Annotated in this window: 24 protein-coding genes; 17 read left to right on the top strand and 7 right to left on the bottom strand. The window is 72.6% G+C overall.

Annotated elements, in window-relative coordinates:
* Window positions 1–57: 57 nt before the first annotated feature.
* The 4 genes from I5Q34_RS30430 to I5Q34_RS30415 form a co-directional block, all read right to left on the bottom strand.
* Window positions 58–564 carry a PhzA/PhzB family protein gene (locus I5Q34_RS30430; protein ID WP_199895670.1) on the bottom strand — a complete coding sequence of 169 codons (507 nt, stop codon included), beginning with the start codon at window positions 562–564 and terminating at the stop codon, window positions 58–60.
* Window positions 565–846: 282 nt separating this feature from the next.
* Window positions 847–1,146 carry a hypothetical protein gene (locus I5Q34_RS30425; RefSeq protein WP_199895669.1) on the bottom strand — a complete coding sequence of 100 codons (300 nt, stop codon included), beginning with the start codon at window positions 1,144–1,146 and terminating at the stop codon, window positions 847–849.
* Window positions 1,147–1,258: 112 nt separating this feature from the next.
* Window positions 1,259–2,434 carry a 3-deoxy-7-phosphoheptulonate synthase gene (locus I5Q34_RS30420; RefSeq protein WP_199895668.1) on the bottom strand — a complete coding sequence of 392 codons (1,176 nt, stop codon included), beginning with the start codon at window positions 2,432–2,434 and terminating at the stop codon, window positions 1,259–1,261.
* A 34-nt stretch (window positions 2,435–2,468) separates the two neighbouring features.
* Window positions 2,469–2,705 carry a PhzA/PhzB family protein gene (locus I5Q34_RS30415; protein WP_199895667.1) on the bottom strand — a complete coding sequence of 79 codons (237 nt, stop codon included), beginning with the start codon at window positions 2,703–2,705 and terminating at the stop codon, window positions 2,469–2,471.
* A gap of 614 nt (window positions 2,706–3,319) precedes the next feature.
* Between I5Q34_RS30415 and I5Q34_RS30410 the strand changes: the two genes are divergently transcribed.
* The 4 genes from I5Q34_RS30410 to I5Q34_RS30395 all read left to right on the top strand — a co-directional run bounded on the left by I5Q34_RS30410 (window position 3,320) and on the right by I5Q34_RS30395 (window position 7,557).
* Window positions 3,320–3,952, top strand: a complete 633-nt coding sequence (locus tag I5Q34_RS30410) for a DUF4956 domain-containing protein (RefSeq protein ID WP_199895666.1) — start codon at window positions 3,320–3,322, stop codon at window positions 3,950–3,952.
* Window positions 3,949–4,770: a polyphosphate polymerase domain-containing protein gene (locus I5Q34_RS30405; protein ID WP_199895665.1), complete on the top strand. Its 822-nt coding sequence runs from the start codon at window positions 3,949–3,951 to the stop codon at window positions 4,768–4,770. Before I5Q34_RS30410 ends, I5Q34_RS30405 begins: the two co-directional genes overlap by 4 nt.
* Before the next feature lie 413 nt (window positions 4,771–5,183).
* Entirely contained in the window at window positions 5,184–6,515 is a 1,332-nt protein-coding gene (locus tag I5Q34_RS30400) for a cytochrome ubiquinol oxidase subunit I (protein WP_199895664.1), read from the top strand.
* 58 nt (window positions 6,516–6,573) lie between these two features.
* Window positions 6,574–7,557, top strand: coding sequence for a cytochrome d ubiquinol oxidase subunit II (locus I5Q34_RS30395; RefSeq protein WP_199895663.1), 984 nt, complete (start codon window positions 6,574–6,576; stop codon window positions 7,555–7,557).
* Between the two features lie 506 nt (window positions 7,558–8,063).
* Here the strand turns inward: I5Q34_RS30395 and I5Q34_RS30390 are convergent.
* Window positions 8,064–8,426: a hypothetical protein gene (locus tag I5Q34_RS30390; RefSeq protein WP_199895662.1), complete on the bottom strand. Its 363-nt coding sequence runs from the start codon at window positions 8,424–8,426 to the stop codon at window positions 8,064–8,066.
* 580 nt (window positions 8,427–9,006) lie between these two features.
* On the bottom strand, window positions 9,007–9,348 hold the full coding sequence (locus I5Q34_RS30385) for a hypothetical protein (protein WP_199895661.1): 342 nt from the start codon (window positions 9,346–9,348) through the stop codon (window positions 9,007–9,009).
* Between the two features lie 569 nt (window positions 9,349–9,917).
* Between I5Q34_RS30385 and I5Q34_RS30380 the strand changes: the two genes are divergently transcribed.
* The 4 genes from I5Q34_RS30380 to I5Q34_RS30365 all read left to right on the top strand — a co-directional run bounded on the left by I5Q34_RS30380 (window position 9,918) and on the right by I5Q34_RS30365 (window position 12,601).
* The gene (locus I5Q34_RS30380) at window positions 9,918–10,331 is read left to right on the top strand and encodes a cell division protein SepF (protein WP_199895660.1); all 414 of its coding nucleotides are present in this window, start codon (window positions 9,918–9,920) and stop codon (window positions 10,329–10,331) included.
* A gap of 24 nt (window positions 10,332–10,355) precedes the next feature.
* On the top strand, window positions 10,356–11,519 hold the full coding sequence (locus I5Q34_RS30375; protein ID WP_199895659.1) for an ATP-binding protein: 1,164 nt from the start codon (window positions 10,356–10,358) through the stop codon (window positions 11,517–11,519).
* A gap of 155 nt (window positions 11,520–11,674) precedes the next feature.
* Window positions 11,675–12,025 (top strand): nucleotide pyrophosphohydrolase, encoded by a 351-nt coding sequence (locus tag I5Q34_RS30370; RefSeq protein ID WP_234429805.1) that lies wholly within the window; start codon window positions 11,675–11,677, stop codon window positions 12,023–12,025.
* Between the two features lie 117 nt (window positions 12,026–12,142).
* Complete coding sequence (locus tag I5Q34_RS30365; RefSeq protein WP_199895657.1) at window positions 12,143–12,601, top strand: DUF6099 family protein; 459 nt, start codon at window positions 12,143–12,145, stop codon at window positions 12,599–12,601.
* 11 nt (window positions 12,602–12,612) lie between these two features.
* On the opposite strand, the gene I5Q34_RS30360 is transcribed toward I5Q34_RS30365, so the two are convergent.
* Window positions 12,613–12,807, bottom strand: coding sequence for a hypothetical protein (locus I5Q34_RS30360; RefSeq protein WP_199895656.1), 195 nt, complete (start codon window positions 12,805–12,807; stop codon window positions 12,613–12,615).
* 247 nt (window positions 12,808–13,054) lie between these two features.
* Between I5Q34_RS30360 and I5Q34_RS30355 the strand changes: the two genes are divergently transcribed.
* The 9 genes from I5Q34_RS30355 to I5Q34_RS30315 all read left to right on the top strand — a co-directional run bounded on the left by I5Q34_RS30355 (window position 13,055) and on the right by I5Q34_RS30315 (window position 25,500).
* Entirely contained in the window at window positions 13,055–13,978 is a 924-nt protein-coding gene (locus I5Q34_RS30355) for an LLM class F420-dependent oxidoreductase (protein WP_199895655.1), read from the top strand.
* Between the two features lie 25 nt (window positions 13,979–14,003).
* Window positions 14,004–14,924, top strand: coding sequence for a homocysteine S-methyltransferase (mmuM, locus tag I5Q34_RS30350; protein ID WP_199895654.1), 921 nt, complete (start codon window positions 14,004–14,006; stop codon window positions 14,922–14,924).
* Between the two features lie 34 nt (window positions 14,925–14,958).
* Complete coding sequence (locus tag I5Q34_RS30345; protein ID WP_199895653.1) at window positions 14,959–16,443, top strand: 3' terminal RNA ribose 2'-O-methyltransferase Hen1; 1,485 nt, start codon at window positions 14,959–14,961, stop codon at window positions 16,441–16,443.
* Window positions 16,440–19,046 carry a polynucleotide kinase-phosphatase gene (locus I5Q34_RS30340; protein WP_199895652.1) on the top strand — a complete coding sequence of 869 codons (2,607 nt, stop codon included), beginning with the start codon at window positions 16,440–16,442 and terminating at the stop codon, window positions 19,044–19,046. The genes I5Q34_RS30345 and I5Q34_RS30340 overlap by 4 nt, the downstream gene beginning before the upstream one ends.
* 445 nt (window positions 19,047–19,491) lie before the next feature.
* Complete coding sequence (locus tag I5Q34_RS30335; protein WP_199895651.1) at window positions 19,492–19,932, top strand: hypothetical protein; 441 nt, start codon at window positions 19,492–19,494, stop codon at window positions 19,930–19,932.
* 41 nt (window positions 19,933–19,973) lie between these two features.
* Entirely contained in the window at window positions 19,974–21,251 is a 1,278-nt protein-coding gene (locus tag I5Q34_RS30330) for an arginine deiminase (protein WP_199895650.1), read from the top strand.
* Window positions 21,252–21,296: 45 nt separating this feature from the next.
* The gene (gene argF, locus I5Q34_RS30325) at window positions 21,297–22,340 is read left to right on the top strand and encodes an ornithine carbamoyltransferase (RefSeq protein ID WP_199895649.1); all 1,044 of its coding nucleotides are present in this window, start codon (window positions 21,297–21,299) and stop codon (window positions 22,338–22,340) included.
* An 83-nt stretch (window positions 22,341–22,423) separates the two neighbouring features.
* Window positions 22,424–23,251, top strand: coding sequence for an enoyl-CoA hydratase family protein (locus I5Q34_RS30320; protein WP_199895648.1), 828 nt, complete (start codon window positions 22,424–22,426; stop codon window positions 23,249–23,251).
* A 2-nt stretch (window positions 23,252–23,253) separates the two neighbouring features.
* On the top strand, window positions 23,254–25,500 hold the full coding sequence (locus I5Q34_RS30315) for a bifunctional salicylyl-CoA 5-hydroxylase/oxidoreductase (protein WP_199895647.1): 2,247 nt from the start codon (window positions 23,254–23,256) through the stop codon (window positions 25,498–25,500).
* Window positions 25,501–25,557: the final 57 nt, after the last annotated feature.

Genomic DNA, 25,557 nt, shown 5'->3' with positions numbered 1-25,557 from the left:
CGGGTCAGGCGGGTCAGGCGGGTCAGGCGGATCAGGAGGTCAGGCAGGTCAGGTGGTTCAGGTGGGGATCCAGTCCCGCTTGATGTGCGGTGTCTCGATGCTGAGGGCGCGCATGTGCTCGATCGGGTTGGTGTACTCGCGGCTGGAGGCGATGTGTCCGTCGCTCAGCGTGAAGCCGTGGAGGAAGTGGTTGCGGTAGCGGCCTTCGGGATAGCCGGGGAACCGGATCGTTCCTTCGCCGTCGCACTCGACCCAGATGACGGCCGGGTCCTGCGTCTCGTAGACGTGCACGTCGAACCACTGCCAGTCGGGCAGCACCTCGAGGGAGAGCTCCCCGTGCCGCTTCAGCTTCTCCCGGCCCTGGACGACGATGGGCCGGCCGATGTCGGTGTAGAAGAGGGACGCGGTGCCGTCCTCGGTGTAGAGGGTGTACCTGCGCAACCGGGCCTCCGCACCCACCTCCATGTACTGCTCCACGGCCCGGCGGTTGCGGGCCCGCAGGTCGTGGTGGTCGGTGAACACCCCTGTATGAGGGGTGAGTTGGGATATCGGTGACGGGGTCATGGCGTCTCCCGGAGATCGGTGAGAGGTGTGGTCCGAAAGGGGTGCTGGGGCTGCGGTTCCAGGGGCATGCGAGCGGGCGCACGCGCAGCCGTCGCGGCCGGCGTCCGCTGATGTCCCGGCCGCGGTCGTCGCGGACAGGGTGCGACCGCTCGTGCGGCCGGTGCGTGTTCGTCGGCCGGTAACTCGGCATGTTTGCCCACCAGTCGGTGGGAACGGCCGATCCGGCGCCGCAGTGGCGTCGTACCGGCGGTCCCGGTGGGAGGTTCCGGCTGTACGGGCGGATCAGGCCGGGACGAGGGCGCGGGCACGGGCCGGCCCGGGCGGGCCGGCCGGGATCGCGCCCGCGCCGACCGCCATGGGCTCGTCGTGCCCGCCCCGCGGATCCCGCGGTCTCGTCGCGACCGGGCCGCGGCCCTCGGAGCCGGACGTCCCGTCGTACGGACGAACCGTCATCCGCTGTGCCACGGACCGCGATTGGCCGTGGACCGCCGAGGCGAAGGTGTCCACGACGGGCACGTCGGCCGGGGCCGGGTGTCCGCCGGCGGGCGACGGATACGCGTGGATGGGGGGTATGCCGATCATGGTTCCAGTTCCTGGCTTGATGCGCGTGTGCTTCGTGCGCAGAGTGGAACAGAGAGCAATGGAACAGAGAGCAGTCGTCGCGTGACGCGGATCAGGCGATCCGTGACGCAGATCAGGCGATCCAGGACGAGACCACGGAAACGGCCTGCGACGGGTTGAGCCGGGGATCGCAGTGCGAGGTGTAGCGCTCCCCGACGGCATCGAGGTCGGCCTCGGTGGAGGCGCACTCGGTGACGTCGTCCGGTGTCGTCTCCAGGTGCAGTCCGCCGGCGACGCCTCCCGCGCCGCGCACGGCCTCGACGAAGCGGGAGACCTCGAGCGAAATGGTCTCCACCAGCCGCGTCTTGTGGCCGCCGGGCGCCGTGACGGTGTTGCCGTGGACGGGGTCGCTGAGCCAGACGACGGGGTGTCCCGCGCCGCGTACGGCTTCGACGAGCCGCGGCAGCCGGTCGCTGACGGCGTCGGCTCCCATCCGTGCGATGAGGGTGAGCCGCCCCGGGTCGCGCCACGGGTCGAGCCGCTCGCACAGGGCGAGCAGTTCGCCGGGCTCCATGGTGGGGCCGACCTTGCACGCGACCGGGTTGCTCACCTCGGCGAGGAGGGCGACGTGGGCGCCCTCGACCTGACGGGTGCGCTCGCCGATCCACGGCCAGTGGGTCGAGCCCAGGAAGAGCCGCCCCTTGTCGTCCATGCGGAGCATGGGCATTTCGTAGTCGAGCAGAAGCGCCTCGTGGCTCGTCCACACCGGCGGCTCCACGACGCCGCGCCCCGCGGCGCGGTCGCGCCAGCCCAGGTGCTCGACGATGTCACCGGCGGCCATGTGGCCCGTGAGGACGCGCAGGGGGTCGGGCCGACGGCTCTCGGGGTCCGGCTCCGGGCCGTTGACCATGTGCCCCCGGAACACGGGGAGTTCGGTGCCTCCGACGATTTCGGTGGGCTTGGAGCGCGGCTTGGCGAACTGCCCCGCGATGCGCCCCGCCCGCAGGACGGGCTTGCCGGTGACCAGGCCGAGCGCGCCGGCCAGCAGGTCGAGCAGCGCGGCCTTGCGCGCGACGTGCTGGTACGTGCACTCCTGCGGGTCCTCGGCGCAGTCCCCGGACTGCAGCACCATGGCCTCGCCGAGGGCCACTTTGCCCAGAAGAGTGCGCAACGTGGCCAGGTCGTCGGCCTGTACGAGAGTGGGGCGTGCGGCGAGTGCCTCGCCCACCCGGCTCATCTGAAGAGGATCGATCCATTCGGGTTGCTGCAATGCCCCGCGAATGCGAATCCCCCGTTTTACGTCTTCCAAGACGTACTCCGATCCAGCGGCTGTGACGCGCTTGTCAGGCGGGGATAATTTCGTGCTTGATTTCCGGGACCGGAATATCAAGCGCCCGTGACTGCTGGAACGGATTCATGAGGCCGGGATTCCGCCCGGCCTTACCGCACTTGAGTTCCGCCGGACGCGGGAAGTGACTCTTCTGACAGTCCCCGGTCGCGTACTGCGCGGCGGCGGCGCGGTTGATGTGACGGAGTTTCGCCCCGTCAGAAAACCCTTGAGGAATGACGATCTCAGACACAGTTATCTCCCCCGTGTGTCTTTGAGCAACTGAATGTGTGGCGCAAGCACTCCTGTTGAATACTGCCCCAGGTGGCGGGCTTCCGCAAGGGAGGACAGTGAACTGTCGATGAAGGCGCGGCAGATAGACAATCGTCTCGATTTGCCCGGGTCCTGGTCATTGGTTCAGGGGAACCAATTTGACTGGTCGTTACAACAAAGTAGTGAACGGGGTGCTCGCCTCGCAACACTCCGCGTTGCGGGCGGGCGGGCCGGATCGTGTCGGCCGTTCCCGGTCGGAGCGCGCCCGGCAGGGCTCAACTCGATTCCGGTACCGAGGAGTCGGCGGGGTCCGATGCGATCGGGTGGGTGGTTGACGGGTTCGGCCGGGACCGGCGCCGACTGCCGCTCGTCGTCCGGATCGGTCGGGATCCGGAGCGATCGGGGCCTGTTGCGTGTGATCGACGACGCGCGATCGACGACGCGCGATCGACGACGCGCGATCGACGACGCGCGATCGACGACGCGCGACCGACAAGGAGAACGGTTTCTCCACAGGGTCAACACGCTCGGCCGGTATGTGATTACTCTCTGTGCTCACCTTCGATCCGTCGACGCACAGGGGGAGTCCACGTCATGGATGCTCTGCGGCATCTCGCCGCCCACTCGGCACTCGACCTCGCCGCCGTCAGCCTGCTGACCTTCGCCTTCTACTATCCGCGCCACCGCCGCCGCGATCTCGTGCCGGCCTTTCTGGCCCTGAACACGGGGCTGTTCACCGTTGTCGTCGCTCTCGCCGAGGTGGGAGCCGGGGGCGGCGCGGCGCTCGGGTTCGGGCTCTTCGGAGTGCTGTCCATCGTCCGGCTGCGGTCCGACGCGGTGCAGCACGAGGAGGTCGCCTACTACTTCACGACGCTCGTCCTCGGCCTGGTCTGCGGGCTGCCGGGGCTGGCGCTCCCCGACGCGGCCGGGCTCAGTGCCGTCCTGCTGCTCGTCGTCTGGGCGGTCGACCATCCCCGTCTCCTGTCCGGTGCCCGGCGCGCCGTCGTCACCCTCGACACCGTTCACCTCTGCCCCGACGCGCTCCGCGCCGACCTGACCGTACGGATGGGGGAGCCGCTCAACTGGACGGTCAGGGAGGTGGATTTCGTGCGCGACCTGATGGTCGTGGACGTGCGCTACCGCGAGGCCCGGCCCGGTGCGGGCCCCCGTCCGGCCGCCGTTCGCGGGCCGGCCCGCCGCTCCGCGCCGGTCGGGGAGCCGGCGTGAGCGCGCCGGCCGTGGAGGCCGTCGCCGCTGCCGCGGATGCCGCCGCGCCCGTCTCCCTCGCCGAGGTCAACGAGCGCGCCGAACTGCTCGTCCGCTTCGACCGCAGCTATCTCGTGCCGGTGGACGTCTTCCTGCGGATCGCGGAGTGCCTCACCGCGCGCCGGCGGCCCGGTGGCCCCTTCCGGGCGCTGGCCATCGGCGGACGGCGTGCCTTCCGTTACCACTCCGTCTACTACGACACCCCCGGCCTGCGCTGCTTCCACGACCACCGGCAGGGCCGCAGGGTCCGCTTCAAGGTCCGTGAGCGGGTGTACGAGGATTCCGGCGAGCGGCAGTTCGAGGTCAAGCTGAAGGGGCGGTGCGGCAACACGGTCAAACGCCGCCGTCCGCTGGCCGGTGCGGACACCGCGCTCGACGCGGGGTACCGGGCGTACCTCGCCGAGATCCTGCGGCACGCCTACGGCATCGACGCGCCCGAGGCGCTGGTCCCGTCCCTCGGCACCGACTACCTGCGCGCGACACTGGTCGCCGTCGGCGAACGCGTCACCTGTGACGCGGGGCTGTCCTGTGCCGACCCGGGCACGGGGCGCACGGTGCGCTGTGACCCCGGTCTCGTGCTGGTCGAGACGAAGACGGCCGGTCATCTGGGCGAGTCCGACCGGCTGCTGCACGCGTGGGGACTGCGGCCCGCCGTCTTCACCAAGTACTGCGGAGCCCTGACAGCCCTGCGGCCCACTCTTCCCGGGAACCGTTGGCACCGGGCCGGCCGCCGTGTGTTCGGCCCGGCGGCCCTGCGGCCGGGGGGTGATCGGGCATGAGGCGGGCCGACCGCGCCGGTTCCTGTGCGGCGCCGCGAATATCCGGCGTTCCGTTCCGTCCGTCGGTGTTCCGTCCGCCGGTGTTCCATCCGTCCGGCGTTTCGCCGTGACCCGCTCGACGGCTTAGTCCCAAAGGCTTAGTTCCCTCGCCCTTCCCTCGCCGCTCTCTCGCCGTTCTTGAAGGCTTGAGCGGGCGAGAACTCGGTTCGGGGCAGGCCCAGTAGGACGGAATGCAGAATTCCGGTCGTCGTTTCCCATGAACTCCAGGGGCGGGGCGATCTCCTGAAGAACGCTCGCTACGATGAGCGCATGGAGTTATGCCAGTTGCAGTACTCGGCTGTTGTGGCCGAAGTGGCCGGAGCGCTGCCGATGGCCTCCGAACTGCCCGTGTCCCGCCCCTTGGAGAGCGTCACGTGAACGTCGTCGACCTAGCCCGGCTGCAGTTCGCCGTCACCGCAACACTGCACTTCCTGTTCGTCGCCGTCACTCTCGGGCTGGTCACGGTCGTCGCCCTCATGCAGACCCGGGCGGCGCGCACCGGTGATCCCGACCTGCGCGCGTCCCGAATGCGCCGGGTGCGCTTCTGGGGCGGTCTCTACGTCATCAACTACGCGCTGGGCATCGTCAGCGGCCTCACCCAGGAGTTCCAGTTCGGGCTCAACTGGTCAGGCCTCTCCCATGTCCTGGGCAACATCGTCGGCACTCCGCTCGCCATCGAGACCATCGTCGCCTTCTTCCTGGAGTCGACGTTCCTGGGACTGTGGGCGTTCGGCTTCAAGCGGGTGCGGCCCAAGGCCCACCTCGCGCTGATCTGGGGCGTCACGCTCACCGCGTACATCTCCACCTTCTGGATCATGGTGGTCAACGGCTTTATGCAGAAGCCGGTCGGCTACGCGAAGCGCGACGGCGTCGCCTACGTCACCGACTGGGGCGCCATCCTCACCAACGGCGCCACTTGGTACGCCCTGTTCCACATCATCGGTGCCGTGGCCCTGCTGGCCGGTCTGATCCTGGCCGCGGTCAGCGCCCACCACCTGCGCCGCGACCGCGACATCGCGTTCTTCCGCCCGACCCTGCGTCAGGGCTCCGTGCTCGCGGGCGTCGGGGCGGTCGTCGCCGTGGGTGCCGGCTTCATCCACCTCGACGCGCTCAAGGGTTCCGAGCCCGAGAAGTGGGTCGTCCTCATGGGGGAGTCCGGCGAAGAGGTCGAGAAGGCGAGGGTCGCCGCGCAGGCGGCCCACGGCCCGGGCGACTGGATGCCGCCCGCCTGGGTCGCCCACGCCTCCCTCGCCATGCTCCTCATCGGCATGCTGCTGGTCGCCCTCGCGTGGATCCCGGCCACCGCGGTCCGCGGCAAGGACCCCGAGGCGTCGGTCTCCCGGCGGCGCATCCGGCTCTGGCTGCCGATCATCCTGCTGCCCCTCGGCTTCGTGGCCCTGATCTGCGGCTGGCTGAGCCGTGAGGTCGGCCGCCAGCCGTGGATGGTCACCGGCGAACTGACCGTCCGCGACGCCATCGGCGACGTGTCCGTCAGCGGGATGACCGTCTCCTTCGTGGCGTTCACGCTCGTGCTCGGCGTCCTGGCCCTGGTCGACTGGATGCTGATGGTCCGCTACGCCCGCCTCGGGCCCGACGCCGGACTCCTCGGCGACACGGACCTCTTCCCCGACGGCCCCGACAAGGGCCGGCCGGCGGACGACGACTCCCGGAAGCCCTCCGCGGCCGACGTCCCCGTCTCGTACTGAGGCTCCCCTCCCGAACCCTCCCTTCGACCATGTCCGCACGCTGACAGGGGAATCACCCGTGGATGTCTTCTGGTACGCCCTCGTCGGGCTGCTCCTCGCCGGCTATCTGGTGCTGGAGAGCATCGACTTCGGGGTGGGGATGCTGATCCCGTTCGCCGAATCGGAGGCCGGCCGCGTACGGCTGCGCCGCACGGTCGTCCCCCTCTTCCTCGTGAACGAGGTCTGGCTGGTGGCCTTCGGCGGGCTCATGTTCGGAGCCCTGCCCCTGCTGGAGGGGGAGCTGCTGCACGCGCAGCGGATTCCCATCGTCGTCCTGCTGTGCGCCTGGTTCCTGCGCGACGCCGCCCTGTGGTTCCGCCACGCCTCGCCGGGCGCCGCCTGGCGGCGCGCCTGGGACGCCGTGCTTCCCGTGAGCAGCCTTGTCCTGGCGGCCGGCTGGGGCGTCGTCCTGGCGACGCTGGTGCGGGGCCTGTCCACCGGTGGCGACGGCCGGGCCGACGCCACCGCGGGTGACGTGTTCCACCCCTTCAGCCTGCTCTGCGCGGCCCTGGTCGTGGTGGCCGCGCTGCGTCAGGGCGCCCTCTTCGCCGGCCGCGGGCTGCCCGAGGGGGACGCGCTGGGCGCCCGGCTCGGCCGGACCGCGAAGGTCCTCACCCCGGTCCTGGCCGGGCTGCTGCTGGTGACCGCCGCCGTCGGTGCCGCGGTCACCGACTCCCCGGTGGTCGTCGGCGTCGCCACCGCCGTCGCCGCCGTCAGCGTCTACGCCTCCCACCTCGTCCGGGGCACCGGCCGCGTGGTGCCGGCGCTGCTCCTGGGCGGCGCTCCGCTGCTCGCGCTGCCGGTCATGGTGGGCTTCGCCCACGGGAGCACCGTCCTGGCCACCCGCTCCGGCGAGGGGGACCTCGCGCTGTCCCGGGCGATCGCGGACTCCGCGTCGCTCGGCCTGCTGTCGGTGACGGTCCTCCCGACGCTGATCGCCGTCGCCCTCGGACAGGTATGGATCTGGCGGGAGTTCGGCCGGCCGGTGGTCCGCCCGGCGTGACGACGGACCGGCGAAGCGGCCGGACCGGACCTTCGGAATCGGTGGACCTCGGGCCCGCCGGGCTGCCCGCCCGGCGGGCCCCGGCCTGTACGTCCGTCTCGTGGGTCACCGTGCTCTGACGGTCGGGCGTGAGGGCCGTACCGCCGCGGCCGGACATGCGTGCTGCACGACCGGACCGTGCCGGCGATGGACGAGCTCACCGGGCTGCTGCGCGAGCGGTTTCGCCGCCGGTTCGGTCGCGTCGTCCGACTTCCTCGGAATTCCCGAACTCATCGCGGACTTCAGCGAGCGGAATCCGGTGGTCGAGGTCTCCTTCTCCGAAGGAAACATTCTCCGGAGGACCGCCGCCACGACGACCGCGGTCAATTGGCCGTGGATCGCGTACAGAGGCAGGCGGGCAAGAGATCCCCGGGCCCTGACCCGGCACGCGTTTGCCGCGCCGGAGCGGCCGCGGTCCCGCCTCCATGACCGGCGTCGTGACCCCACCGTGTACGGCGTCCTCGGAATCAGTGACTCTCCAGCTGGCGCGGCACCTGCGGAAGAAGCGCCGTTCCGAGGCCGCTGAGGGTAGGCAGTCCGTGATCCCCCTCGACCGTCGCCTCGATGTCGAACCACTCCCGGAAGTCGAGCGAGTGGCCTATGAGCTCACCGGCGCTGCGGGGGAGGGTCGCCTTGGCGGCCGCCTCCTCGGACTCCCAGATCATCACCGCTCCCCAGCGGTTCCGTTCCGGATCGGACACCCAGAATTTCAGTACCAGGCCAGGAATGTCCGACCAGTGCTGCCGGGCCTCTTCGCGAAGAAAATCACGCAGCGTCTCGGCATTCTGCTGCGATGTGCTGAGATCCCACCATGCGATCATTGCCTTCATTGTGCCAGTGTACGAGCGGATCACCCCACAAGCACCCATACGGCAATGGAAAATACGGTTTGGGGCCAGTTGAGACGCTGACCTGACAAGGTCTTTGAGGAATGCTGGCGGTGAAGTACCGGCTGTTTCCTGGGCGTTTGTCGGCCGTGTAAAAATTTTTTGGGGAATTGGGCTGTCTTGCTACGTGAGGTGGGCCCGGGGCGGGGCGGTGTGCCCCCGCCCCGGGGTGGGTACCGCGTCCGTCACGCCGGGGGCGGGGCGCACGGCCCCGCGTCATCGGCCCGACGCGCCGCCGATGGCCGGTCGCCGCGCAGTCGCAGCAGAAGCCGGGTGAAGGGGTTCACCGGCGCGGGGGCGGGGGGTGGAGGAACCGGGGTGACTTCCGGGGCGCCAGGTGGCGAAGAGGCGTCCGGCGGAGGTGAGTCGGGGATGGGACGGAGTTGCTCACGGTACGTCTGGGCGCGCATATAGGCGCTCACGGACCGTGTCGGGTCGAGGGGCATCGTCTCTCTGCTCTCGTGCCGCGGTCTGGGGGAACCTCGAAGCGCCGTACCCGGCGGGCGGGGCGGCGCGGTGCCCCTCAGCAGCGCAGGACGGCGTTCCGCGCGCCCTCGGGACGGGGCGGGGCGGGGAAGGGCAGGGGTGTGCCCGGGCGGGGCGGGGCCGGCGCGGAAACCGACGGGGTGCCACGCCGCGTGGTGCAGCGGTGCGGTACGCCGGCGGCCCGGCTCTCCGGGATCAGGGCGTCGGGCGCGCGGTCGTCGCAGGCGGTCAGCTCCGTGGAGATGGCGATCTCCTCGGCCGCGCCGTCGAGAACGGCGGCCGCGCCGCCGCCACCCGACACGACGAGCAGCAGGGAGAGCAGCGCGGCCGTCATCGTGCGCGCGACGGTTCGCGCGGGAACGTGACTCCACCAGGGCATGCACACATGGTAATCGAGCAACTACTCTAGGTGTATTCCCTCGATCGGGTGGCGTGGTCGCGCAGTGTGCGGTAACGGCTCGTCAGGTGTGTTCCATGGCCAGGGCGATCACCGTCCCCGCCTCCAGGGCCCGGCAGATGCGCGGGGCGTCACCGGGGTGCGATGCAGTCGCCGGGGCCGAGCTCGACGGGTTCGTCGAGGGGCCCGACCAGGGCGCGCCCGGCGGCGACCACCGCGTGCTCCGTCGTGCCCGGCATGTGCGGGCCGGACTCGCGCGCGGATCCCGGCTCGACCTGGAGCGGATACAGGTCCCGCCGCGCGCGGCGGGCAGGAGGCCGGCAGGGTGGCGGCGTAGTCCGCGCGCTCCGAAGAGGGGGCGGCGGCCCCTTCTCTCAGGCCGGCGCCCTGCTCCGGCTAGCCGGTGTGGCCTGAGTGACCGGTGTGCAAGGGGTAAACCGCGCGAATCCCATCGATCCGGGCGGGGTGCGTGTCAGTGGGCCGAATGGGGGCGTCGCTCCCTAGAATCACCGGATGTACATAACGAGCGCGTCCCCCGGAGGGGTGAGCCGGTGAACAGGTCAGAGGCCACCGACGAGCAGTGGGAGGGGCTGGCCGAGGTCGTGCCCCTGCGCGGTCACCACACCTGGCCTTCATGGGCCAATCACCGGTCGCTTCCCGAGGAGGAGCCGGAAACGCCAGCGAATCAGCACAAGCTCGTCATCCTGCGGGTGCAGTTCTTCGCGGACGCGCGCGAGGTCGCGGAGCACCTGATCGGCGGGGTGCCCGTGCTGCTGGACCTCACCAGCGCGGACATCGACGTGGCGAAGCGCATCCTCGACTTCTCCAGCGGCGTCGTCTTCGGGCTCGGCAGCGGCATGCACCGGGTGGACACCAACGTCTTCCTGCTCGCGCCCGAGGGGACCGAGGTCGCCGCCACGTACCCCGATCGTAGGAAGAATGATCAGCTGAAACGGTTTGGCTGACCGGTCGCGCCATACGGTCCGGGCATGGACGCACGTCGTGCCCGACCGGACGCTCCCCGGCCCCCGCGCCCCGTCGTCACCGAACTGCGGCTCTCCGCCTTCAAGTCGCACCGCAACGCCACCTTCGAGCTGGGCCCGCTGACGTTCTTCCATGGGGCGAGCGGCACCGGCAAGTCCAGCGCGCTCCAGGCGTACGAGGCCCTGGCGCGCCTCGCGGGCGGCGGCACCCTGGCCGAGGCGCTGGCCCCGGCGGGCGGCGCCGCGGCCTGCGTTCCGCACCGGGCGCGGCCCGACGCGCAGGGCCGGCGCGGCTTCCGGATCGGCTGTACGGTCGAGGGGCCCGCGGGCCCCGTGCGACTGGACCTGGCCGTCCAGGCCGAGCCGGAGGCCCGGGTGGTCGGCGAGCGGCTGACCGGTGCAGGGCGGACGCTGTTGTCCACGGCGCTGCGCGACCCCGGGCTGCCGGCGGTCGAGGCGGCCTGGCACACGGCCGGAGCCGTCCCCGTCACCCGGGCACCCCTGCCCGACGACCGGCTGGGCACCGCGCTGCTGCCGTTGCGGGTGGCCGGCAAGACGGCGGGGCAGCGGCTGGTGCTGGGCGCCGCGGAGCAGGCGGTGGTCGCCCTGCGTTCGGTCTTCGCCTGCGACCCGCGGCCCGAGCTGATGCGGGCGCCGGTCGCGGCCCGGGACGGCCGGCTGCGCGGCGCGTGCGACAACGTCGCCGCCGTACTGGGACGTACCGGCAACGAGTGCGCCATCCGGCACTCGATCCTGGTCACCGCGGCGGACGCGGGATGCCGCGGGCGGGTCGAGGGCCTGGCGGTGGAGGGGCTCGACGGCGGTTTCGTCCGGGCGGTCCTGGCCCGCGGGGCGGGCGCGGCGACGCCGCTGGAGCGGCTCGGGGACGGCGAGCTGCGCTATCTGGCGCTGTGCCTGGTCCTGTTGACCGGGCCCGAGGTGCTCGCCGTCGACCCGGCGGCCGAGGTGCTGCCCGCGCGGCAGGCGCTGACCGTCCTCGCCGACGGCTTCGACCGGTGCCTCGACCCGCGCCAGGCGCGGGAGTTGGTGGGACTGGCGGCGCGGATGTGCGAGCGGGGGCACATCAGGCTGGTGGGAACGGTGCGTGGGGAAGTGGGACGAGTGGCGGCGGAGGTCCCAGGGGCCACGATGGTAGATCTGGGGGAATGACGGAACACGACGCAACGAAACACGACGCAGCGAAAAACGACCCGACGAAACACGACGCGACGAAGCATGGCGGAACGGAACGCGACGGAGCCGCGGACGGTACCGGGACGGCTGGAGCCTTCGGGCTCCCGCGGGAGCCCGGGGACCTCGCCGCGCTGCGGGACAGACTGGCGGCCTTCGCGGCGGCCCGTGACTGGCAGCCCTTCCACACCCCCAAGAACCTGGCCTCGGCCCTCAGTGTCGAGGCGGCCGAACTGGTGGAGATCTTCCAGTGGTTGACACCGGAGCAGTCGGCCCGCGTGATGGCGGACCCGGGGACCGCGGACCGGGTGACGGACGAGGTCGCGGACGTCCTGGCGTATCTGCTGCAGTTCTGCGGCGTGCTGGGGATCGACCCCCTCGCCGCGCTCTCCGCCAAGATCGACAGGAACGAGCGACGGTTTCCGGTACCCGGGGAGCGGGCTCCGGAGGGTCAGGGTTCCCCCGATCGTCACTCTCCGGAGTGATTGAGTTGTCCACAGCCCATTTGGTATCCACAGATTTCTGAATTCCCCTGGCTTTTCCGGCGGTTAGTCATCACTCTGGGTAGTGAGAGCGCAACGGCGGGAACTGGGGGACCGGGCATGGACGCACTGCGGTTGATCGAGACCACCCGACTTGCCCTGGCACGGGCCAGGTCGATGGAGGACATCGTCGCCGAGGCATGGCAGACACAGGCTCTGGCCCAGGCCGTCGGCATACATCTCGCGAGTCAGGGGCCCATCGAGGCGCGGGCGGCCGCGGGCCACCTCAGCGAGGCGGGCGGGAGGACCTCCGGCGCGCTGCGGCAGATCGCGCTGCGCGCCGGAGGGTTACGGGCGGCCCGGCTCTCCGGAATCCGGGATCCCTGGGGCACGTTGACCGAGCTCGGCGTGCTCCTCGGTGAGGTGGGCATCGCTCTGGTGGGCGTCGCCTGCGCCTGTGAGGAGGACGGCCTGTACTGGCAGTGCATCGAGGCGATCGACGCGGCCGACGAGACCGGTGACCGGGTGAGCGGTCTGCTGAGACGGCTCACCCTGCGGGAGAGAGGGGGTGCGGCATGAAGCGCAGGGGGTCAGCCGGCGGCGTCCCCGCGCGGCGGAGAAGGCCGCTCCGCGGACGACTGCAGATCGGCGTCGAGCTGCGTCAGATCGGCGTTCAGCGCTGCCATCAGCTCCTCCATCTGTTGCAGCAGGCCCTTGGGTGCGCCCTGTTGCGGGGCAGCGGCCGGGGCGCTCACTGCCTCGTCGGGCACGGCTTCCTGGTGCATGTGGCCTCCTCGGCCCTGGGCCCTCCCGGTCCGGAAGGGCGGCGTTGCGGTCATCGCCTCCGGCAGGGAACACCGGTGCGCGGGCCGGGCGGTCCGGCTCCGCCGAGGCCAACGATCACCGTGCGCGCCGGACACTGGCCGGTGACGGGGCGTTCGGTACGGGAGGGCGAGATTCACCCGCCAGGGGCGGGAGCGGCGGGGCGGGGGGTGTGCGGTTGACGTGTGTTCGAGAGTGCAGGATGGAGGTATGGACCTGCGAATCTTCACCGAGCCCCAGCAGGGCGCCGACTACGACACCCTGCTCCGCGTGGCCAAGGCCACCGAGGATCTCGGCTTCGACGCCTTCTTCCGTTCCGACCACTACCTGGCCATGGGTTCCTCGGACGGACTGCCCGGTCCGACCGACGCCTGGATCACCCTGGCCGGTCTCGCCCGCGAGACCAGCCGCATCCGGCTCGGCACCCTGATGACCGCGGGGACGTTCCGGCTGCCGGGCGTGCTGGCCATCCAGGTGGCCCAGGTGGACCGGATGTCGGGCGGCCGGGTCGAGCTGGGGCTGGGCGCCGGGTGGTACGCCGAGGAGCACACGGCCTACGGAATCCCCTTCCCCAAGGAGAAGTTCGGGCGACTGGAGGAGCAACTCGCGATCGTCACCGGGTTGTGGGGGACGCCGGTCGGCGAGAAGTTCGACTTCGACGGGAGGTACTACCAGCTGGCCGACTCCCCGGCGCTGCCCAAGCCGGCCCAGGGTCGCGTGCCGGTGCTGATCGGCGGCCTGGGAGCGACCCGGACGCCGAGGCTCGCCGCCCGGTACGCCGACGAGTTCAACGTGCCCTTCTCATCGGTGGAGGACAGCGACCGGCAGTTCGGCCGGGTGCGGGCCGCGGCCGAGGAGGCGGGGCGCAAGCCCGGCGACCTGGTGTACTCCAACGCGCTGGTCGTCTGCGTGGGCCGGGACGACGCGGAGGTGGCCCGCCGGGCGGCGGCCATCGGCCGTGAAGCGGACGAGCTCAAGGAGAACGGGCTGGCCGGCTCCCCGGCCGAGGTGGTCGACAAGATCGGCCGGTACGCGGAGATCGGCTGCTCCCGCGTCTACCTCCAGATCCTCGACCTGGACGACCTCGACCACCTGGAGCTGATCTCCTCCGCGGTCCAGTCCCAGCTGGGCTGACGCCGCGGAAGGAGGGAGCACGCCCATGACGTCCGTCCCGCACGCCCCGCGCACCTCGCTCGCCGAGGCGCTGGCCCGCGGGCCGCTGGTCCTCGACGGCGGCCTGTCCAACCAACTGGAGGTCCAAGGCTGCGACTTGTCCGACGCGCTCTGGTCGGCCCGGCTGCTCGCGGACGACCCCGGGCAGATCGAACGCGCCCACGCGGCGTATGTACGGGCGGGCGCACGGGTGTTGATCACCGCGAGCTATCAGGCCACGTTCGAGGGGTTCGCCCGGCGCGGGCTGGGGCGGGACGAGGCCGAGGGGCTGCTGCGGCGCAGCGTCGAACTGGCCCGGCGGGCGGCCGGGGCGGCGGAGCGGGAGGTGTGGGTCGCCGCGTCCGTCGGGCCGTACGGGGCGATGCTCGCGGACGGCAGTGAGTACCGGGGCCGGTACGGGGTGGGCGCGGCGGAGCTGGAGCGGTTCCACCGCCCCCGCGTCGAGGCCCTGGCGGCGGCCGGGCCGGACGTGCTCGCGCTGGAGACCGTGCCCGACGCGGAGGAGGGCCGGGCCCTGCTGCGGGCCGTGCGGGGGTGCGGGGTGCCCGTGTGGCTGACGTACAGCTGCTCCGGGGCCGAGACCCGGGCCGGGCAGCCGCTGGCGGAGGCGTTCGCCCCCGCGGCGGACGACGACCAGGTCGTCGCCGTCGGCGTCAACTGCTGCGAGCCGGGCGACGCGGAGGAGGCCGTGCGGATCGCGGCGCGGGTGACCGGGAAACCGGTCGTGGTCTATCCGAACAGTGGGGAGGGATGGGATGAAGGAGCACGGGGGTGGCGGGGGCGTCCCACTTTCGACCCGGGGCGGGTGGACGCCTGGCTGGCCGCGGGGGCGCGGCTCGTCGGCGGCTGCTGCCGCGTCGGCCCGGACCGCATCGCCGAGTTGGCGGCCCTGGTCGAAAACCAGTAGGAAACGGGACACGGCGAAGGGAATACTCGGGCGTGTGTTCCTGACCATCAGTACCACCGGCGACGCCGGCGCCCCCGCGACCGACCTCGGATTCCTGCTGCACAAACACCCCGACCGGGCGCAGCGGTTCTCCACCTCCCACGGCACCGCCCACATCTTCTACCCCGAGGCCACGGCCGAGCGCTGCACGGCGGCGCTGCTGCTGGAGGTGGACCCCGTCGCCCTCGTGCGCCGGGGCCGGGGCAAGGGCCGCGGCGGCGCTCCGGACTCGGCACTGGCCCAGTACGTCAACGACCGGCCGTACGCCGCGTCCTCGCTGCTGGCCGTGGCGATCGGCAGCGTGTTCTCCAGCGCGGTCAAGGGCCAGTGCGCCGCCCGGCCCGAACTGCCCGGCCGCGGCCGCCCGTTGCGCATCGAGCTGCCGGTCGTGCCCGCGCGCGGCGGGGCCGGGCTGGTCGAGCGGCTCTTCGCGCCGCTCGGCTGGAAGGTGACCGCCCGGCCCGTACCGCTGGACGAGCGGTTCCCCGAGTGGGGGGAGTCCCGTTACGTCGCGCTGACGCTGGAGGGCGAGCTCCGGGTCGCCGACGCGCTGCGCCACCTCTACGTGCTGCTGCCGGTGCTGGACGACGCCAAGCACTACTGGGTCGCCCCCGACGAGGTGGACAAGCTGCTCCGGTCCGGCGAGGGCTGGCTGGAGGAGCACCCCGAGCAGAAGCTGATCACCAGCCGCTACCTCGCCCGCCGTTGGTCCCTGACCCGCGACGCGCTCGAACGGCTGGCCCTCGCGCGGCTCGCCGAGGCCGACGGAGCCGAGCCCGAGGAGCTCGACAACGCCGTGGACGAGTCGGTGGACACCGAGGAGAAGCCGGTCCCGCTGGCCGTTCAACGGCGCGAGGCCGTCCTCGGCGCGCTGCGCGCCGCCGGCGCCGCCCGCGTCCTCGATCTGGGCTGCGGCCAGGGCCAGTTGGTCGGAGCACTGCTCAAGGACGCGCGCTTCACCGAGATCGTCGGGCTCGACGTCTCGGCGCGCGCCCTCAAGGAAGCGGCACGCCGGCTGCGCCTGGACCGCCTGTCCGAGCGGCAGTCCGCCCGCGTGCGGCTCGTCCAGGGCTCGCTCGTCTACACCGACCGCCGGCTGGCGGGGTACGACGCCGCCGTGCTCAGCGAGGTCGTCGAGCACCTCGACCTGCCCCGGCTGCCCGCCCTGGAGCACGCGGTGTTCGGCGCCGCCCGCCCCCCGACGGTCGTCGTCACCACCCCGAACGTCGAGTACAACGTCCGCTGGGAGACCCTCCCCGCCGGTCACGCGCGCCACGCGGACCACCGCTTCGAATGGACCCGGCGGGAGTTCCGCGCCTGGGCCGACGGCGTGGCCGCGCGCCACGGCTACGCGGTCGAGTTCCTCCCCGTCGGCCCCGACGACCCCGAGGTGGGACCGCCGACCCAGATGGCCGTCTTCCACCGCGACCCCGCCGGAACCACCGGCCCCACGACCCCGAAGGAGGCGAAGGCGGCATGAGCACCCCCGTCACCACCCACACCCTCGTCACCACCCGCACCCTCGCCGTGCCCGACCTCTCCCTCGTGGTCCTCATAGGCGCCACCGGATCCGGCAAGTCCACCTTCGCCGCACGGCACTTCGCCCCGACCGAGACCGTCTCCTCCGACGTCTGCCGCGGGCTGGTCAGCGACGACCCCAACGACCAGAGCGCGACCCCGGACGCCTTCGACCTCGTGCACTACATCACCGGCAAGCGGCTCGCCGCCGGGCGGCTCACCGTCGTCGACGCGACCAACGTCCAGTCCGAGGCGCGCAAGCAGCTCGTCCGGCTGGCCCGCGAGCACGACGTCCTGCCCGTCGCGATCGTCCTCGACGTCCCCGAGGACGTCTGCGCCGAGCGCAACGCCGCCCGCCCCGACCGGGCCGCCCTGCCGCGCCGCGTCATCCAGCGCCACCGGCGCGAACTGCACCGCTCCCTGCGCCACCTGGAACGCGAGGGCTTCCGCAAGGTGCACGTCCTGCGCGGCGCCGAGGAGGCCGCGGCCGCCGAAGTCGTCCGCGAGCGCCGCTTCAACGACCTGCGCCACCTCACCGGCCCGTTCGACATCGTCGGTGACATCCACGGCTGCCGGAGCGAACTGGAGTCCCTGCTCACCCGGCTCGGCTACGCCCTCCGCCGCGACGAGGCCGGACGTCCCGTCGACGCCGCGCATCCCGACGGCCGCACCGCCGTCTTCGTCGGCGACCTCGTCGACCGCGGCCCCGACAGCCCCGGCGTGCTGCGCCTGGTCATGGGCATGGTCGCCGCCGGGCACGCCCTGTGCGTCCCCGGAAACCACGAGAACAAGCTCGGCCGCCACCTCTCCGGCCGCAAGGTCCAGCACACCCACGGCCTCGCCGAGACCGTCGGGCAACTGGAGCGGGAGGATCCCGAATTCCGGGAGCGGGCCCGGGAGTTCATCGCCTCGCTCGTCAGCCACTACGTCCTCGACGGCGGTGACCTCGTCGTCTGCCACGCGGGCCTGCCCGAGAAGTACCACGGGCGCACCTCCGGCCGCGTCCGCTCGCACGCCCTGTACGGCGACACGACGGGCGAGACCGACGAGTTCGGCCTGCCCGTGCGCTACCCGTGGGCCGAGGACTACCGGGGCCGCGCGGCCGTCGTCTACGGCCACACCCCCGTCCCGGCCGCGACCTGGCTCAACAACACCATCTGCCTCGACACCGGAGCCGTCTTCGGCGGCCGGCTGACCGCGCTCCGCTGGCCCGAGCGCGAGCTCGTGGACGTGCCCGCCGAGCGCGTCTGGTACGAGCCGGCCCGGCCCCTGGCGCAGGACGCGCCCGGCGGCGCGGACGGCCGCCCCCTCGACCTCGCCGACGTGACCGGGCGCCGCGTCGTGGAGACCCGGCACATGGGCCGCCTCGCCGTGCGGGAGGAGAACGCCGCGGCCGCCCTGGAGGTCATGAGCCGCTTCGCCGTCGACCCGCGGCAGCTGCTCCATCTGCCGCCGACCATGGCGCCCTGCGCCACCTCGCGCGAGGACGGCTACCTCGAGCACCCGGCGGAGGCGTTCGCCGCCTATCGGGCCGAGGGTGTGCGGCACGTCATCTGCGAGGAGAAGCACATGGGTTCGCGGGCGGTGCTCCTCGTCCTCCGCGACGAGGCGGTCTCCGCCGAGCGCTTCGGTACGCCCGAGGGCGCGCGCGGAGCGGTCTTCACCCGCACCGGACGCCCGTTCTTCGACGATCCCGCCGTGACCCGGAGTGTTCTGGACCGGGTGAGCGACGGCATCCGCGACGCCGGCCTGTGGGACGAACTCGGCACGGACTGGCTGCTGCTGGACGCCGAGCTGATGCCCTGGTCCCTCAAGGCCGGCGGGCTGCTGCGCCACCAGTACGCGGCGGTCGGCGCGGCCGCCCGGGCGGTCCTCCCCGGCGCGCTCGCCGCGCTGGAGGCCACCGCGGCGCGGGGCGTGGACGTGGCCGGCCTGCTGGCCGGGCAGCGCGAACGGGCCGTGGACGCGACGGCGTTCACCGAGGCGTACGGCCGGTACTGCTGGCCGGCGGGCGGCGGGCCGGACGGGCTGTCCGGCATCCGGCTCGCGCCCTTCCAGATCCTGGCCGTCCAGGGCCGCAGCCTCGCCGCGCTCCCGCACGACGAGCAACTCGCCCTGATCGACCGGATCGTCGCGGCCGATGCCGCGCACGGCCTCTTGGCGCCCACTCGCCGCCTCGTCGTCGACACCGAGGACGAGGCGTCCGTGGCCGCCGGTACGCGGTGGTGGCTGGACCTCACGGCCGCCGGCGGCGAGGGCATGGTCGTCAAGCCGCTGGCGGCGTACGTGCGCAAGGCGGACGGCGGTCTCGTCCAGCCCGGCGTCAAGTGCCGCGGCCGGGAGTATCTGCGCGTCATCTACGGGCCGGAGTACACCCGCCCGGAGAACCTCGCGCGGCTGCGCGTGCGGCATCTCGGGCACAAGCGGTCGCTGGCGCTGCGGGAGTACGCGCTGGGCCTGGAGGCGCTGGACCGGGTGGCGGAGGGGGAGCCGTTGTGGAGGGTGCACGAGGCGGTGTTCGCGGTGCTGGCGCTGGAGTCGGAGCCGGTGGATCCGCGGTTGTGACCTTTCCCCACCCCGCCCTTTCTCCCCCAGAGGGGGTGCCCCCAGTTTCCTCCGGGGCTCCGCCCCGGGGCCCGGGCGCGGCTCCGCCACGCGGAAGGGCGGGGGCTTGCGCCCCCTGCACCCCCGCATCGCGGCTGCGCCGCGTCGACCGGGGGCTACGGCCCCCTGGGCCCCTGCAACGTGGCTGTGCCGCGTGATCGGGTCTGCACCCCTGTGCTCCCGGCCGCCCTCCGGGCGGTTTCCGGGAGCTCCGCCCCCCGGCCCCCTGAAGCGCCCTTCGGGCGCTGTCCTTAAACTCTCCGCCTGGGGTTGCCCCCTACGGGGAGTTTGAGGACGATGCGGCGAAGCCGCATCGCGGGGTCTCGCGGCGTCCACCCTCTGCTCCGACGTATGGGGCTGGTCCGTCCGCCGCACCGGCCTGGCCCTCGCGCCGTGGCCCGGCACCGTGCTGGTGGTCTCGGCGCTGTCCGGCCGGCTCGTGGCGGCCGTGGGCGAACGCGCCGCCGCGTCACTGGGCGCGCTGTGCTTCACGGCGGCCCCGCTGTGGTGGCTGGTCGCGGTCGGCGACCACGCGGACTACGCCTCCGCGGTGCTGCCCGGGCTCGTCCTCGCCGGCGTCGGCACCGCGCTCTGCCAGTCGGTGATGTTCGCCGCCGCCGGGCGGCTGCCCGAGCACCGGGCGTCGCTCGGCTCCGGGGTGCTGATGGTCTCCCGGCAGGCCGGAACGGCCCTCGGTGTGGCCGTGCTCGTCGGCCTGGGCGGCGGCGAACACCGCCTCGGCCTGGGCACCCTGCGCGCCGGCTGGGTGTTCGCCGCGGCGACCGCCGCGCTCGCCCTCGCCGCCACGCTCGCCCTCCGCTCCGGCGGCCACGACGATGGGGCCTGAATCACGGGGTGAACGGGGCTGAATCAGGTGAGGATGGAAGGATGGGATTCCATGTCGATTCCGAGGCCGGGCGGCTGCGACGCGTCATCCTGCACCGCCCGGACCTGGAACTGAAGCGGCTCACCCCGTCCAACAAGGACGCCCTCCTCTTCGACGACGTGCTGTGGGTGCGCCGCGCCCGCGCCGAGCACGACGGGTTCGCCGACGTGCTGCGCGAGCGCGGCGTCGAGGTGCACCTGTTCCAGGACCTGCTGGAGGAGAGCCTGGCGGCCCCGGCCGCCCGCTCCCTGGTCCTGGACCGGGTCTTCGACGAGAAGGAGTACGGCCCGCTGGCCACCGACCATCTGCGTGCGGCCTTCGACCGGATGCCCGCCCAGGAGCTGACCTCGTGGCTCGTCGGCGGGATGACCAAGCGCGAGTTCCTGGAGCGGCACGCCGAGCCGGTCTCGGTGCGCTTCCACGTGACGGACCTCGACGACTTCCTGCTCAATCCGCTGCCCAACCACCTGTTCACCCGCGACACCTCGGCCTGGGTCTACGACGGCGTGTGCATCAACGCCATGCGCTGGCCCGCGCGTTGGCACGAGACCGTGCACTACGAGGCCGTCTACCGGCACCACCCGCTCTTCGCCGCCGGCGGCTTCCACATCTGGTCCGAGGGCCAGGCCGCCTACCCGTCCACCATCGAGGGCGGGGACGTCCTGGTCATCGGCGAGGGCGCGGTGCTGATCGGGATGAGCGAGCGGACCACCCCGCAGGCCGTGGAGATGCTGGCCCACCGGCTCTTCGCGGCCGGCTCGGCGCGCACGATCGTGGCGCTCGACATGCCCAAGCGGCGGGCGCAGATGCACCTGGACACCGTGATGACCATGGTGGACGGCGACACCTTCACGCAGTACGCGGGCCTGGGCATGCTCCGCTCGTACACGATCGAGCCCGGCGTCGGCGAGCGCGAGCTGAAGGTCACCGACCATCCGCCGGAGCACATGCACCGCGCCATCGCCGCAGCCCTCGGGCTGGACTCCATCCGCGTGCTCACCGCCCGCCAGGACGTGCACGAGGCGGAGCGGGAGCAGTGGGACGACGGCTGCAACGTGCTGGCGATAGAGCCGGGGGTGGTGGTCGCCTACGAGCGCAACGCGACGACCAACACCTATCTGCGCAAGCATGGAATCGAGGTCATCACCATCCCCGGCAGCGAGCTGGGGCGGGGGAGGGGCGGGCCGCGCTGCATGAGCTGCCCGGTGGAGCGGGATCCCGTCGGGGGACCCGTGGCGGGACCTGCGACGGGGCCGGTGGAAGGGCCGGAGGCACCATGAGTGCATAATATTGCGACCAGCCGCATAGAGTTCCAGGGAGTCCTCATGGCCACAGACCTCGCGGGCCGCAGTCTGCTCAAGGAAACGGACCTCACCGCCACGGAGTTCCACGGCCTGATCGAGCTGGCGGCGGAGCTCAAGGCGGCCAAGCGCGCCGGCAGCGAGGTGCCCCGGCTCGGCGGGCTGAACCTCGCGCTGGTCTTCGAGAAGACCTCCACCCGCACGCGCTGCGCCTTCGAGGTCGCCGCCGCCGACCAGGGGGCCCGGACGACCTACCTCGACCCCGCCGGGTCGCAGCTCGGGCACAAGGAGTCGGTCAAGGACACCGCGCGCGTCCTCGGCCGGATGTTCGACGCGATCCAGTACCGGGGGCACGGCCAGGCCGTCGTCGAGGAGCTCGCCGAGTACGCCGGGGTGCCCGTCTTCAACGGACTGACCGACGAGTGGCACCCCACCCAGATGCTCGCCGACGTGCTCACCGTCTCCGAGCACACCGCCAAGCCCCTGGAACACGTCGCCCTCGCCTACCTCGGCGACGCCCGCTACAACATGGGCAACTCCTACCTGGTCACCGGCGCGTTGCTGGGCATGGACGTGCGCATCGTCGCCCCCGAGGAGCTGTGGCCCGCCCCCGCGGTGGTGGAGCTGGCCCGGCACCTCGCCCGGTGGAGCGGCGCCCGCCTCACCCTCACCGCGGACGTGGCCGAGGGGGTGGACGGCGCCGACTTCCTCGCCACGGACGTCTGGGTGTCCATGGGGGAGCCCAAGGAGGTGTGGGACGCGCGCATCGCCCTGCTCGGCCCCTACGCGGTGACCATGGACGTCCTGCGCGCCACCGGCAACCCCGCCGTGAAGTTCCTGCACTGCCTGCCGGCCTTCCACGACCTCGGCACCACCGTCGCCCGGGAGATCCACGAGCGGCACGGCCTCACCTCGCTCGAAGTCACCGACGAGGTCTTCGAGTCCGTGCACTCCGTCGTCTGGGACCAGGCCGAGAACCGGATGCACACCATCAAGGCCATGCTCGTGGCCTGTCTCGCCCGCCCCGAGCCCGTCGAGGAGACCTCCGTACCCATCGCGCACTCGTGACGACAGTCACACATCGGTGATAGCTTCACCGGGCAGGCACCAGCACCGCACCAGCCCTCCCAGGCTGAAGGAGGCCGTGCCCGATGAGTCCGTTCACCGGCTCCGCGTCCACGACCGAGGAGTGGCGGCACCTGCGCCTGACCCTCGACGCCGGCGTCGCCACCGTCACCCTCGCCCGCCCGGACCGGCTCAACGCCCTGACCTTCGGCGCCTACGCCGACCTGCGCGACCTGCTCCCCGAGCTGGCCCGCGACGGATCCGTACGGGCGCTGGTGCTCGGCGGTGAGGGGCGCGGCTTCTGCTCCGGGGGCGACGTCGAGGAGATCATCGGCGCGACCCTCGCCATGGACACCGGCCGCCTGCTCGACTTCAACCGCATGACCGGGCAGGCCGTCCGGGCGCTGCGCGAGTGCCCCTTCCCCGTCGTCGCCGCCCTGCACGGCATCGCCGCGGGCGCCGGCGCGGTGCTCGCGCTCGCCGCGGACTTCCGCGTCGCCGACCCGACCGCCCGCTTCGCCTTCCTCTTCACCAAGGTCGGGCTCTCCGGCGGCGACATGGGCGCCGCCTACCTGCTGCCCCGCGTCGTCGGCCTGGGCCACGCCACCCGGCTGCTGATGCTCGGCGACACCGTGCGCGCCGCCGAGGCCGAACGCATCGGCCTCATCAGCCAGTTGGTGCCCGAGGGCGAAGCCCCCGGCGCCGCCCGCGACCTCGCCCGCCGCCTCGCCCAGGGCCCCGCCCTCGCCCACGCCCAGACCAAGGCCCTGCTGGGCGCCGAACTCGACATGCCCTTCGCCGCGGCCCTCGAACTCGACGCCGCCACCCAGGCGCTCCTGATGAACAGCGCCGACTACGCCGAGTTCCACGCCGCGTTCACCGAGAGACGGCCCCCCGTGTGGAGAGGGGAGTAGCCGTGCGCGTCGCGGTCATCGGCGGCGGCCCCGGCGGCCTCTACGCCGCCGCCCTCCTCAAACGGGACGCCCCCGAGCGGGAGATCACCCTCTGGGAGCGCAACGCCCCCGACGACACCTTCGGTTTCGGCGTCGTCCTCTCCGACGAGACCCTCGGCGGCGTCGAGGACGCCGACCCCCAGGTCCACGCGGCGCTGAGCCGGGAGTTCGTCCGCTGGGACGCCATCGACGTCGTCCACCGGGGGCGGCGGCTGCGCTCCGGCGGCCACGGCTTCGCCGCCCTGGGGCGGCGCCGGCTGCTGGAGATCCTCCACGAGCGCTGCCGGGGGCTCGGGGTCGCCCTGCGGTTCCGCACGGAGGCGCCGCCGGCCGCCGAACTCGCCCGCGACCACGACCTCGTGATCGCCGCCGACGGCGTCCACAGCCGGACGCGGGCCGCCCACGCCGAACACTTCCGGCCCTCCGTCACCACGCACCGCTGCCGCTACATCTGGCTCTCCGCGGACCTCGCGCTGGACGCCTTCCGTTTCGAGATCGCCGGGACGGCGCACGGCGTCATGCAGCTCCACGGCTATCCGTACGCGCCCGGCGCCTCCACCGTCATCATCGAGATGCGCGAGGAGGTCTGGCGCCGGGCCGGGTTCGACCGGATGTCCGAGGGCGAGACCCTCGACGCGTGCGGCGCGGTGTTCTCCGGCGTCCTGCGCGGGGCGCGGCTGCGCTCCAACCGGTCCTCCTGGACCGCCTTCCGCACGGTCACCAACGAGCGCTGGTCGTACGGCCGTACGGTGCTCATCGGCGACGCCGCCCACACCGCGCACTTCTCCATCGGCTCGGGCACCAAGCTGGCCGTCGAGGACGCGCTGTCCCTGGCCGGGCAGGTGACCGCGCACGGTGACGTCCCGGCGGCGCTGGCGGCGTACGAGGCCGAGCGGCGGCCGCTCGTCGAGTCCGCCCAGCGGGCGGCCCGGGCCAGCCTGGAGTGGTTCGAGGAGCTGGCGACGCGGCGGGACCAGCCGCCCCGGCGGTTCGCCTTCGACCTGCTCACCCGCAGCCGCCGCGTCACCCACGACAACCTGCGGCTGCGCGACGCCGCGTTCGTCGCCGCCGTCGAGGAGGAGGCGGGGATACCGCCCGGGACGCCGCCCATGTTCACCCCGTTCCGGCTGCGCGGGCTGACCCTGCGCAACCGGGTCGTCGTCTCCTCGATGGACATGTACTCGGCGGTGGACGGCGTGCCCGGCGACTTCCACCTCGTCCACCTGGGCGCCCGGGCGCTGGGCGGGGCGGGGCTGGTGATGACCGAGATGGTCTGCGTGAGCGAGCGCGGGCGCATCACGCCCGGGTGCACAGGGCTGTACGCGCCCGCGCACGAGGCGGCCTGGCGGCGCGTCACCGACTTCGTGCACGGTCCCGTGGCGCCGGCCGGGACCGCCATCGGCGTGCAGATCGGGCACTCCGGGCGCAAGGGATCCACGAAGTTCATGTGGGAGGGCATCGACCAGCCGCTGGACGAGGGGAACTGGCCGGTGGCGGGGCCGTCGGCGCTGCCGTACCGGGCGGGGGTGAACCAGGTGCCGCACGTCCTGTCCGTCGCCGAACTGGCCGTCGTGCGGGAGGAGTTCGCCGCGGCCGCCGCTTCCGCCGCCCGCGCCGGGTTCGACCTGCTGGAACTGCACTGCGGGCACGGGTATCTGCTGTCCTCCTTCATCTCGCCGCTGACCAACCGCCGGGACGACGCGTACGGGGGCGGCCTCGGGCGGCGGCTGGCCTACCCGCTGGAGGTCTTCGACACGGTGCGGGACGTCTGGCCGGCGGAGCGGCCGATGACGGTGCGGATCTCCGCGACGGACTGGGCGGACGGGGGCGTCACGGCCGACGACGCGGTCGTCGTCGCCCGGGCCTTCGCCGAGCACGGCGCGGACGCGGTCAACGTCTCGACCGGGCAGGTCGTGCCGGACGAACGCCCGGCGTTCGGCCGGTCCTACCAGACGCCGTTCGCGGAGCGGATACGGCGGGAGGCGGGCGTGCCGGTGATCGCCGTCGGGCTCATCTCGTCGTGGGACGACGTGAATTCGCTGATCCTGGCGGGACGGGCGGACCTGTGCGCGGTGGGGCGGCCGCATCTGTACGACCCGAACTGGACGTTGCACGCGGCGGTGGAGCAGGAGTACGCGGGGGCGGGGGTGGAGTGGCCGGCGCCGTACCGGGCGGGGAGCCGCAAGCCGCCGGTGGGGCGGCGGTTGTGACCTTTCCCCACCCCGCCCTTTCACCGTTTCCGCAGGGGCTGCGCCCCTTCGCGACCC

Source organism: Streptomyces sp. AV19, from assembly GCF_015999245.1.
In the GTDB taxonomy this organism is placed as follows: Bacteria; Actinomycetota; Actinomycetes; order Streptomycetales; family Streptomycetaceae; genus Streptomyces.
This window is presented reverse-complemented; position numbering and strand designations above follow the sequence as displayed.